Origin of the sequence: Paraburkholderia polaris (assembly GCF_012927345.1) — a bacterium.
GTDB lineage: Bacteria > Pseudomonadota > Gammaproteobacteria > Burkholderiales > Burkholderiaceae > Paraburkholderia > Paraburkholderia polaris.
On record NZ_JABBGJ010000036.1, the window covers coordinates 108455 to 119281 of the forward strand.

At 62.5% G+C, this 10827-nt stretch carries 9 protein-coding genes, 1 rRNA gene and 1 pseudogene; 10 read left to right on the forward strand and 1 reads right to left on the reverse strand.

Annotation, left to right across the window (positions count from 1 at the left end):
• Positions 1 to 163: 163 nt before the first annotated feature.
• Positions 164 to 919: a DeoR/GlpR family DNA-binding transcription regulator gene (locus HHL24_RS29910; protein ID WP_169488938.1), complete on the forward strand. Its 756-nt coding sequence runs from the start codon at positions 164 to 166 to the stop codon at positions 917 to 919.
• Between the two features lie 186 nt (positions 920 to 1105).
• On the opposite strand, the pseudogene HHL24_RS45145 reads toward HHL24_RS29910, so the two are convergent.
• Positions 1106 to 1467 (reverse strand): annotated as a pseudogene (locus HHL24_RS45145) (2-aminoethylphosphonate--pyruvate transaminase); the annotation flags it as partial.
• Positions 1468 to 1813: 346 nt separating this feature from the next.
• Here HHL24_RS45145 and phnS point away from each other — a divergent pair.
• The 9 genes from phnS to HHL24_RS29965 form a co-directional block, all read left to right on the forward strand.
• Entirely contained in the window at positions 1814 to 2905 is a 1092-nt protein-coding gene (gene phnS, locus HHL24_RS29925; RefSeq protein ID WP_169488939.1) for a 2-aminoethylphosphonate ABC transporter substrate-binding protein, read from the forward strand.
• Positions 2906 to 2994: 89 nt separating this feature from the next.
• Positions 2995 to 4095: a 2-aminoethylphosphonate ABC transport system ATP-binding subunit PhnT gene (phnT, locus tag HHL24_RS29930; RefSeq protein WP_169488960.1), complete on the forward strand. Its 1101-nt coding sequence runs from the start codon at positions 2995 to 2997 to the stop codon at positions 4093 to 4095.
• Positions 4073 to 5011 carry a 2-aminoethylphosphonate ABC transporter permease subunit gene (locus HHL24_RS29935; RefSeq protein ID WP_169488940.1) on the forward strand — a complete coding sequence of 313 codons (939 nt, stop codon included), beginning with the start codon at positions 4073 to 4075 and terminating at the stop codon, positions 5009 to 5011. Before phnT ends, HHL24_RS29935 begins: the two co-directional genes overlap by 23 nt.
• On the forward strand, positions 5001 to 5864 hold the full coding sequence (gene phnV, locus HHL24_RS29940; protein ID WP_169488941.1) for a 2-aminoethylphosphonate ABC transport system, membrane component PhnV: 864 nt from the start codon (positions 5001 to 5003) through the stop codon (positions 5862 to 5864). Before HHL24_RS29935 ends, phnV begins: the two co-directional genes overlap by 11 nt.
• An 85-nt stretch (positions 5865 to 5949) precedes the next feature.
• Positions 5950 to 6684, forward strand: coding sequence for a phosphonate utilization associated transcriptional regulator (locus HHL24_RS29945; protein WP_169488942.1), 735 nt, complete (start codon positions 5950 to 5952; stop codon positions 6682 to 6684).
• A gap of 57 nt (positions 6685 to 6741) precedes the next feature.
• Positions 6742 to 7998 carry a phosphonoacetate hydrolase gene (phnA, locus tag HHL24_RS29950; protein ID WP_169488943.1) on the forward strand — a complete coding sequence of 419 codons (1257 nt, stop codon included), beginning with the start codon at positions 6742 to 6744 and terminating at the stop codon, positions 7996 to 7998.
• Entirely contained in the window at positions 7995 to 9446 is a 1452-nt protein-coding gene (gene phnY / locus HHL24_RS29955) for a phosphonoacetaldehyde dehydrogenase (protein WP_169488944.1), read from the forward strand. The genes phnA and phnY overlap by 4 nt, the downstream gene beginning before the upstream one ends.
• Before the next feature lie 4 nt (positions 9447 to 9450).
• A complete protein-coding gene (locus HHL24_RS29960; RefSeq protein ID WP_169488945.1) occupies positions 9451 to 10011 on the forward strand; it encodes a phosphonate degradation HD-domain oxygenase in 561 nt (186 codons plus the stop codon).
• 591 nt (positions 10012 to 10602) lie between these two features.
• A 16S ribosomal RNA gene (locus HHL24_RS29965) occupies positions 10603 to 10827 on the forward strand; the annotation flags it as partial.

The window sequence follows — 10827 nt, forward strand, 5'->3', positions numbered from 1 at the left end:
CGGTTGACAGACTATGCGGCATCGACAGGCGTCGGCGCGGCCAGGGCACTCAGGTTAGCAGGTAAGCGCGCCAGGAGGCGCATCCCCGCGCCGCGCGTAATACAATACGCCGACCTTTCACTCGTGGCGAAACCCAAGCGTGCCGGCTTCCGGCCCTCAACAGATGCTCGCAGAACAACGTCACCAATATATCCTGGCGCAAGTCGCCAAAACTGGCGCGCTCTCGGTCGCTGAACTGGTGCGCGAACTGAATGTGTCGCGCGAGACGATCCGCCGAGATCTGAATGCGCTGGCCGGGCGCGGTCTGCTTGTCACGACCCACGGCGGTGCGCTGTCGAGCGACCGGCGCGAGCCCGACCTCGATACGCGCGAAGCCGCCAACGCCGGCGCCAAGCGGGCAATCGGCGAACGCGCGGCCGAGTTCGTGCCGGACGGCGCCTCGTTGATCATCGATTCGGGCAGCACCACGCAAGCGGTAGCGCGGGCGTTGCTCGACCGGCATCGCCTGTCGGTCTATACGAACGACTGGCGTATCGCGCTGCTGCTCGGGCGCCGCAACGATAACCGCGTGACGCTGCTCGGCGGCGAACTATCGGATATCGAAGACGCCACCTTCGGCCTCGACACGGTCCATCAGCTGACGCAGTACCACGCGGACTTCGCCTTCATCGGCGCGGGCGGCATTTCGCCGGACGGCTACCTGACCGACTACAGCCGTATGGCCGCCGAAGTGCGCAGCCGCATGATCGCCGCAGCCGACACGGTGGTGGTCGTCGCCGACCACTCAAAGTTCGGCCGCGTGACGCCGGTGCGCATCAACGGCATCGAATCGGCGCGTTATCTGGTCACCGAACTGGCGCCGGAGAAGGCGCTCGGCAAGGCGATCACGGCGCACGGGCCGGAAATTCTGATTGCCTGAGCAACTGGGCGCGTGAGCAGTTGGGCAGCTAGGCGTCCGAGCACCTTGGCGCCCAAGCACCCAAGCACCGAGCACCGAGCACCGAGCACCGAGCACCCAAGACGCTGGGCACCCGAGCGGATAAGCGCGCGCCTCGCGTACCCTGTGCGCCACGGTTGCCCCGCGGCATCCCCGTCACTTCACGCGAATCCCGAGCCGTTTCAGCGTACGGTCTATCGCCGCCACCGCGTTATGCAGTTCGTTCGCATCGATCGCGCCGATGCAACCCACGCGGAACGTTTCCACTTGCGTGAGCTTGCCCGGATACAGCACGTAACCGGCAGACCGTAAAGGTGCCGCTGCCTTGAAGCGGCACGCATACATAGTCATTTTCGCCATGTACGATCTTCACGAGATCGGCGCACACGCTATGGGTCACGCGGTTGAACGCGGTGTCCCACGAACCCCGGTCGCGCAGCATTGCCTCGCCGGTTTGCGGCGAGGTGGAGAGTGGCCCGGGGGGGCAGCAGGATTGGGTCGTTTCCAAGGATCACGCAAGCCTGCGTCATCAGATGAATGTTCGTGGCCCGGGCAGGGTGACGAAAAGATTGGTTTGGATATTATTGGCGAATTGTGTCATTTTTTGGAATTCGCCAGAATAGTCATGGCGTTGTCATGGAAACCTGTAATCCTTGTCGTGCCCGTTCAGGCATGGCAGGCAGCGCGACGCGTAGGTGAGCTGTAAGTCAGGCTGGAGAAGAAGCGGCAAAGTTGTCGGCAATCTGCAATCTGGGTGAAACTGCACGACGACTGGCTGCGGGCAACACGCAAGCGGCACGGCGCTACCGCCGTTCAATCACAACAGGTATCGGGTTATCCCGACCGTCTGGTTTTTTGCCTTTCGGAGAGAGCGACATGACAAAAACGAATTCCCTTCACGCCACGGCTGGCCTTGCACGCAAACTGTTGCCGGCGCTGATCGCCGCGGCAGCGTTCGGCGGCACGGCGATGCAGGCCCATGCGGCTGACGCAGTGGTGCTGTACACCGCCGATGGCCTCGAAAACCTCTATAAGGATGTGCTGCCGGCCTTCGAAAAGAAGGAAGGTGTGAAGGTCAACATCGTCACGGCAGGTAGCGGCGAAGTGGTGAACCGCGCCACCATCGAGAAAGATCAGCCGAAGGCCGACGTGATCGTCACGTTGCCGCCGTTCATCCAGCAAGCCGATCAGAGCGGCCTGCTGCAGGCATATCAGAGCGCCAACTACAAGAACGTGCCGGCGATCGCCAAGGCGCCGAACGGTGCATGGGCGACCTTCGTGAACAACTACTTCTCGTTCGCGATCAACCCGGACGTCACCAAGAACCAGCCGAAGACGTTCGCCGATCTGCTGCACCCGGACTACACCGGCAAGGTCGCCTACTCGAACCCGGCCACGGCTGGCGACGGTATGGCCGTGATCATCCTGACTACGTCGCTGATGGGTGAAGACAAGGCGTTCGACTATCTGAAGAAGCTCGAAGAGAGCGCCAAGTTCCACACCAAGGGCACGGGCTACCTCGACGTGCTGCTCTCGCGTAACGAAATCGCCTTCGCCAACGGCGACCTGCAGATGGATCTGGACGATGCGGCCAACGGCGGTCTGTCGCTCAAGCCGATCTTCCTCGCGGCCAAGGCCGGCGATAAGCCGACCACCTTCCAGTTGCCGTACGCGATCGGCCTGATCAAGAACGGTCCGAACCAGGCAGAAGGCAAGAAGCTGATCGACTACCTGATGTCGACCGACGTGCAAGCCAAGGTGCCGGACATCTTTGGTATCCCGGGCCGCACCGACGTGCCGCTCGCCGGCAAGAACGGTGAAGCAGTCAAGCAGGCGATCGCGGGCGTGAAGCTGATCCCGGTGGACTGGACGCAAGTGATGGCGAAGAAGGCTGACTGGACGGCACGCTGGAAGAGCGACGTGATCGGTTCGTCGGGCAAGCAGCTCGAAGTCGTCAAGCCGAAGTAAGCCGGCCAGTTCGTCATTGAGTCAGGCGGCGCCCCTTGCATTCGCGCGGGGCGCCGTATCAGCATTAATCCAGTTGGAGGATGAACCCGGTGAATACGGCCAGTCTTGCTCACCCAGGCGCGCTCGGCGCCTCACCGGACGCGCTCGACGCCGCGCGTTCGAACACGCCGGGCGGCGTGCAGATCGACCATCTGACGGTGCGCTTCGGTTCCCGCACCGTACTCGACGATCTGTCGCTGACCATTCAGCGCGGCGAATTGCTCACCGTGCTCGGCCGCAGCGGTTGCGGCAAGACCACGCTGTTGCGCTTCATCGCCGGGTTCATTGAAGCGGATGGACTGTCGGGCACCTTGACCGTTGCCGGTCACGACCTGACGCATGTACCCCCGCATAAGCGCAATCTCGGCTTGCTGTTCCAGAGCTATGCGCTGTTCCCGCATCTGTCGGTGTTCGACAACGTGGCTTTCGGGTTGCGCGCGCGTCGCACGCCGGCGAAGGATGTCGCGCGGCGTGTTGCCGATGCCTTGAAGCTCGTGCAACTGGGCGACGCCGGGCATCACATGCCCGCGCAATTGTCGGGCGGCATGCAGCAGCGTGTGGCTCTCGCGCGCGCACTCGTGATCGAGCCCGATGTGTTGTTGCTCGACGAACCGCTTTCCGCACTCGATGCCAATCTGCGCGCCTCGGTGCGTTCCGAACTGAAGGCGCTGCACGAGCGCCTGCCGAATCTGACGATCGTCTGCGTGACGCACGATCAGGACGACGCGCTGGTGCTGTCCGACCGCACCTTGCTGATGCGCGAAGGCCGCATCGCCCAACTCGGCACGCCGCAGCAGTTGTACGACACGCCGAACGACAGTTTCGTCGCGCGCTATCTGGGTGCGGCCAATCTGTTGCCGCCGCAGGTCGCATTCAGCATGGACGACGTGCGCTACAACGAACGCGAGCGGGTGGCCTGTCTGCGTCCGGAAGCGCTGCGTATCGTGCCGCTCGGTGAAGGGCAGTTGCATGGCGCGATTGCGTCGGTCGAATGGTACGGCGCGGTGCTGTCGGTGTCGGTCGCTTTGGACGCGATGCCTAACGAGCCGGTGCTCGTCACCATGCAGCGTGGCCACGGCATGATGCCGGAGAAGGGCGCGCGTGTTTCCCTGCGTTATGAGGCTGACGATGTCGTCCTTATCAACCCCTGATACGCCTGATTCGATGAGCGCGGCCGATGCTCACCGTAGCGCCAGTGCGGCCTCGCACACGGCGGCGGTGAAGCGGCGCGAACGCGCGGCGCAATGGCACCTGCTTTTCCTTGCGGTGGTCGTGCTGGGTCCGCTGGTGATCTATCCGCTCGTGCGTCTGGTGCTGCTGAGTTTCACCGGCCCGCACGGTTTGAGTCTCCAGGCCTATTCGGCATTTTTCGGCAATCCGGAAACGCGCGGCGTGGTCGGCACGACGCTGTGGATTCTGTTTGTGAGCGCCGGGCTCGCATCGCTGCTCGGCATTGGCCTCGCGGCGCTATTGTTCTTCAAGCCGTTTCCCGGCGCGCGCATGGTCACGCGTTTCCTGGAGCTGTTCGTCGCGTTCCCGTCGTTTCTGGTCGCCTTCACGCTGATCTTTCTGTATGGCTCGCAAGGTTCGGTCAGCATTGGTTTGCAGCAGCTGTTTCATCTCGAAGCGCCGCCGCTCAATTTCCTGTTCGGCGTGGGCGGCGTGATTCTCGCGGAAGTGGTCTTCTACGCGCCGTTCGTCGTGCGTCCTACGCTGGCGTCGTTCGCCACGCTCGACATGCGTTTGATCGAAGCCGCCCGCAGTCTCGGCGCGAGCGGCTGGATGGTTGCGTTCAAGGTGATCCTGCCGCTCGCGTGGCCAGGCATCGCCGCAGGCACGATCCTGTGTTTTCTGCTGACGTTGAACGAGTTCGGCATTCTGCTCGTGCTCGGCAGCGCGCATCTGATCACGCTGCCGGTCGCGATCTACAGCTCCGCGACGGTCGACCTCGATCTGCAGACCGCCGCCGCTGGCGCGGTCGTGATGCTGATCATGTCTTTGTCGCTGTACGCGTTGTACCGCCAGGTCAACCGTCGCAAGGTAAAAGGAGCGGGCCATGGCCGTTGAACTCGACCCGACCGTTTTGCCGGTCATGCACAAGAAGGCGCGGCCGGTGCGCCGCAGTTTGCCGGTGCGCATGCTCGGCGGCCTGTTTCTCGGCTTTGCCGCGTTGCTGTGCTTCTGGCTGTTCGTCTTGCCGGTGCTGGTGGTCGCGCTATCGAGCGTGGCCGGGCACTGGTCGGGCACGATTCTGCCGGATAGTCTCAGCATGCGCTGGTTCGAACGGCTGGGTTCCAGCGACTTCGACGCGCTGACCACCAGCCTCGAGGTCGGCATGGGCGTCGCCGTGCTCGGCACGATTCTTGGGTTGTGGCTGGCATTGGCGCTCGAAGGACGCGACCGGCGCGGACTCGGCGCGTTCGTCGACACCATCGCGATGATGCCCAACGGCGTGCCGAGCGTGGTGCTCGGGCTGGCCGTGCTGATCGCGTACCACAAGCGTCCGTTCGACCTGTCGAGCTCGGCGGCGATCGTCGTGTTCGTGCAGCTCGCATTGGTGCTGCCGTTCTGCTACCGCTGCGCGGCCGCTGCGTTGCGTCCGGAATTGACCATTCTGCGCGAAGCGGCAGCGAGTCTGGGTGCGCCGCCGTCGATGGTGCTGCGCCGCGTCGTGCTGCCGCAACTGGTGCCGGCGATCCGCGCGAGCCTCGCACTCGGTTTCGCGCTCTCGCTCGGCGAACTCGGCGCCACGCTCACCGTGTATCCGCCGGGCTTTGCGACGGTGCCGATCGTTGTGGTCGGACAAGTGGAGCGCGGTTACTACCTGCCGGCGTCCGCGTTGTCGCTGATTCTGCTGATGGTCTCGCTTGCCGCGCTGCTGCTGATTGCGGCGCGTGTCCCGCGCCGTCGGGTGCACTGACGAGCACCTTCTGATTGCTGTGTTTGCGTGCGCATGCCAAGCGGCGGGCGCGCAAACACATATCGATGTGGCGAAATTTGTCAAAATGACCGAGTATATGCAAATTGCTTCTGTCGATCCGATTGAGGTTGTGCGCAGGCATTCGCTGACAACGCTGGTCCGCGACGAAATCGAACGGCACATCATCGAAGGGGCGCTCGCGCCCGGCGACAAACTCAACGAAGCCGACTGGGCCGCGCGTCTGCAGGTATCGCGCGGGCCGGTGCGCGAGGCGTTTCGCGCGCTGGAACAAGCGGGCCTCGTGCGCACGGAGAAAAACCGCGGCGTGTTCGTGCGGACGGTGTCGCTGGCGGAAGCGGACGAGATTTACGCGGTGCGTGCAGTGCTCGAAGAGGCGGCGTGCCGGATGCTGGCTGCGTGTATCGATGCGCGCAAGCTTGCCGTGTTGCGCGAGTGGCTCGACGCGATGCGCGCGGCGCTCGACGCCCAGGATCACGATGCCTACGCGCGCGCCAATGTGGCGTTTCACGACGCGATCGTGGCGGCATCGGGCAACGGCAAACTGTATGAGACCTATCGAAGGCTGGTGAGTGAGTTGAGCCTGTTTCGCCGCGCCGCGCTGGTGGTGCATGCCGATGCGATGGAACGCTCGCTCGCCGAGCATCGCGCGATTCTGACGGCGCTGGCCTCGCGCGACGCCGAACATGCTGCGGCGTTGATGCATGCGCATGTGAACGGCGGTCTGCAGCGCGCGCGTGAGGCGTGCGAACCGGCGGGGCCGCTGGGCGCGGTGCAGATGTCGGCGGTATCGAATGATTGAGATTGGCTGCAACGGATTGACTAGAGCACGCGTGCTCTTAACGCATGGAAGATAACGATGGCAAACGCAAGCGAACGTACGATTGAAGTCAATGGCCGCAGCTACCGGCTGCCCGCGCAACCGACGGTCGTGGTATGCGTCGACGGCTGTGAATACGATTACCTCGAAGCCGCGGTCGCGGCGGGCGTCGCGCCTTTCATCGGCAAGATGCTCGAAAGCGGTGCGGCCTTCAAGGGCGACTGCGTGATTCCGTCGTTCACCAACCCGAATAATCTCTCGATCGTGTGCGGTGTGCCGCCCTCGGTGCACGGTATCTGCGGTAACTACTTCTGGGACCCGGACGCGAACGGCGGCGAAGGCGCGGAAGTGATGATGAACGACCCGGCCTATCTGCGTGCGGGGACCTTGCTGGCGGCCACTGCTGAAGCAGGCGCCGCGGTCGCCGTGGTCACCGCGAAAGACAAACTGCGCCGGCTGCTCGGCTGGCAATTGAAGGGCATTTGCTTTTCGGCGGAAAAAGCCGACAAGGTGACGCGCGAAGAAAACGGCATCGACGACGTCCTCGATCTGGTCGGCCTGCCGGTGCCGGATGTGTACAGCGCGGGTTTGTCTGAGTTCGTGTTCGCCGCCGGCGTGCGGCTTGCTGAAACCCGCAAGCTTGACCTGATGTATCTGTCGACCACCGATTACATCCAGCACAAATGGGCGCCGGGCACCGAAGGCGCGAACGCCTTCTACGCGATGATGGATGGCTACCTCGCCAGGCTCGATGCGCTGGGCTGGGTGATCGGCTTGACCGCCGACCACGGCATGAACGCCAAGCATGACCCGAAGACCGGCGAGCCGAATGTGATCTATCTGCAGGACGTGCTGGACGATTGGCTCGGGCATGGGAAAGCGCGCGTGATTCTGCCGATCACCGACCCCTATGTCGTTCACCATGGCGCGCTCGGTTCGTTCGCGACGGTTTATCTGCCGCACGATGTGAGCGTCGCGCAGGTGATCGAACGGATCGGCGGTTTGCAGGGCATCGAAGTGGTCCTCGACAATCGCGCCGCATGCGAGCGCTTCGAGCTGCCGAACGACCGCGTGGGCGACATCGTCGTGGTCAGTACCAAGCATGTGGTGCTCGGCACGCGTCGCGATGAACACGATCTGTCCGGACTGACCGTGCCGTTGCGCTCGCATGGCGGGATCTCCGAGCAGGAAGTGCCGCTGCTGTTCAATCGCCGCGTCGACGCTGTTCCCGCCGGCAAGAGGCTGCGCAACTTCGATATCTTCGACGTCGCATTGAATCACGTGTCGGCATCATGAACGCCGTGCTGCGGGACCATCCGGCATTTCGAGCGGAAGCGCTGCGGCTCAAAGGCGAGCGTGCGACGCGCTCGCGCACGCTCGACGTGTTCGATCCTTTCACGGGGACGCGGGTGGGCACGGTCCCGTTGGCAAACATCGACGACGTGCGCGCCGCGTTCGAATATGCCGCCGCGTATCAGGCGAAGCTCACACGCTATGAGCGCTCGCAGATTCTCGAACGCGCTGCGGCACTGCTGCGGGAGCGGACCGAGGAAGCTTCGGATCTGATTTCGCTCGAGTCGGGTTTGTCGAAGCAGGATTCGCGCTACGAGATCGGCCGCGTCGCCGATGTATTCAAGTTCGCCTCGATCGAGGCCTTGCGCGACGACGGGCAGAGTTTTTCCTGCGATCTCACGCCGCATGGCAAGCAGCGTCGTGTGTTTTCGCAGCGTGAGCCGCTGGCGGGCGTGATCGTGGCGATTACGCCGTTCAACCATCCGATGAACCAGGTCGCGCACAAGATTGCGCCGGCGATCGCGACGAACAATCGTGTGGTGCTCAAGCCGTCGGAGAAAGTGCCTTTGTCGGCGTTGTATCTGGCGGACATTCTTTATGAAGCGGGTTTGCCGACGCCGATGCTGCAGGTGCTGACCGGCGATCCGCGCGAAATCGCGGACGAACTGATCACGCATCCTCTGGCGGAGCTTGTGACTTTCACGGGTGGTGTGGCGATCGGCAAATATATCGCGGCGAAGGCGGCCTACCGGCGCATCGTGCTGGAACTGGGCGGCAATGATCCGCTGATCGTGCTCGAAGACGCCGATCTCGATCGTGCGGCGACGCTTGCCGTGCAGGGCTCGTATAAGAACTCCGGCCAGCGGTGTACCGCAGTCAAGCGGATGCTGGTGCAGAAGAGCATTGCGGCGGACTTTACCGATCTGGTCGTGGAGAAGACGCGCACATGGACCTACGGCGATCCGTTCGACGCATCGAATCAGATGGGCACCGTGATCGACGTCGCCGCTGCGCAGTTATTCGAAGCGCGTGTGAACGAGGCGATCGCGGCCGGCGCGCGCCTGCGGATCGGCAACAAGCGCGACGGCGCGCTTTACTCGCCGACGGTGCTGGATGGCGTCGATCCGTCGATGACGCTGGTACGCGAAGAAACGTTCGGCCCGGTGTCGCCGATCATTACCTTCGACACGCTCGACGACGCCATCCGTATCAGTAACGGCACGCCGTTCGGGTTGTCGTCCGGGGTGTGCACGAACCGGCAGGACGCGATCACTCGGTTTATCAACGAATTGCGCGTCGGGACGGTCAACGTATGGGAAGTGCCGGGATACCGGATCGAGCTGACGCCGTTCGGCGGCATCAAGGATTCCGGGCTTGGCTACAAGGAAGGCGTTCAGGAAGCAATGAAGAGCTTCACCAACCTGAAGACCTTTTCATTACCGTGGGAGTAAGAGCGTGGCATTGAGTCTGAACGACATTCGTTCGTTATTTGGGCAGTACGGTAACCTCGCCTATAGCGGCGAGCCGGTGACGCAGCTTGAACATGCGCTGCAAAGCGGCGCGTTGGCGGAAGAGGCGGGCGCTCACGATGAACTCGTTGCCGCTGCGTTTCTGCACGACCTCGGCCATCTGCTGAATCTGCAAGGCGAAACACCGACGGAGCGGGGCATCGACGATCTGCATCAGTATTTCGCGCTGCCGTTCTTGCGGCCGGTATTGTCGGACGCGGTGTTGGAGCCGATCCGCCTGCACGTCGACGCCAAGCGCTGCCTATGTGCAATCGACGATGCGTACTTCGGTCAGCTTTCCGCCGATTCCGTGCGGAGCCTGGAACTGCAAGGCGGTATCTTCAGCAAGGAAGAGGCTGAGGCGTTCCTGCAGAAGCCCTACGCGGAAGACGCATTGCGCCTGCGCAGATGGGACGATCGCGCAAAAGAAGAGAACCGTGCGACACCGGGCCTCGATCATTATCTAGGCATAGTCGAGCGCGTGATGCAGAAGCGCGCGGCCGCCTGAACGAGGCGGTTTTCGGCTGTTCTTCGGGCGTGCTTGTTGTGCCACGTGTTGAGCCCTCTTCGCGCCATTTCTGGCGCAATCCATGCGTATCAAAATAACGCTTGCAAGGCGCGGTTCGGCTCGCTAGAATCTCGCTCTTTCGTGCTTCGGACACCGGGGCACGGGAGGCGGGAGAGCCAGCAGTGGCAAGGCTTTCAGCGAAGTGAGCGGGTTGAGGGAGTTAGAAAAACCTGTTGACGACGTAGCGAAAGTTCTTCATAATCTCGTTTCTCTGCTGCTGATGCAGCGACGCAGAACGAAGCGGTACCGGTAGTTGTGAGGCGGGCGGTTGATGCCTGCAGTGCGCGGTGCGGTTTTGGTGGTGAATGCGTAATCGATCTTTAAAAATTAACAGCCGATAAGTGTGGGCGCTTGATGCGCGACGCGCGGTGGACTCTTCGGGGTCTGCTGGAAGCGAAAGTATCAAGTCTCACACTAGTATTAAAGGAAGGTTTTCCTGCTGGGGTGGAAACACGCCGGCAGGATGATCATTCGTCAGTACGTTGAGTGAGCGACCGGTTCGTAACAGAACCGAAAAACAGTAACAGGTTTGAACTGAAGAGTTTGATCCTGGCTCAGATTGAACGCTGGCGGCATGCCTTACACATGCAAGTCGAACGGCAGCACGGGGGCAACCCTGGTGGCGAGTGGCGAACGGGTGAGTAATACATCGGAACGTGTCCTGTAGTGGGGGATAGCCCGGCGAAAGCCGGATTAATACCGCATACGCTCTACGGAGGAAAGGGGGGGATCTTAGGACCTCTCGCTACAGGGGCG

What these genes read in the sequence shown, in the direction of transcription:
- HHL24_RS29910 (WP_169488938.1), top strand. Translation starts at nt 164, where the DNA reads ATGCTCGCAGAACAACGTCACCAATATATCCTGGCGCAAGTCGCCAAA.
- phnS (WP_169488939.1), top strand. Translation starts at nt 1,814, where the DNA reads ATGACAAAAACGAATTCCCTTCACGCCACGGCTGGCCTTGCACGCAAA.
- HHL24_RS29935 (WP_169488940.1), top strand. Translation starts at nt 4,073, where the DNA reads ATGTCGTCCTTATCAACCCCTGATACGCCTGATTCGATGAGCGCGGCC.
- phnV (WP_169488941.1), top strand. Translation starts at nt 5,001, where the DNA reads ATGGCCGTTGAACTCGACCCGACCGTTTTGCCGGTCATGCACAAGAAG.
- HHL24_RS29945 (WP_169488942.1), top strand. Translation starts at nt 5,950, where the DNA reads ATGACCGAGTATATGCAAATTGCTTCTGTCGATCCGATTGAGGTTGTG.
- phnA (WP_169488943.1), top strand. Translation starts at nt 6,742, where the DNA reads ATGGCAAACGCAAGCGAACGTACGATTGAAGTCAATGGCCGCAGCTAC.
- phnY (WP_169488944.1), top strand. Translation starts at nt 7,995, where the DNA reads ATGAACGCCGTGCTGCGGGACCATCCGGCATTTCGAGCGGAAGCGCTG.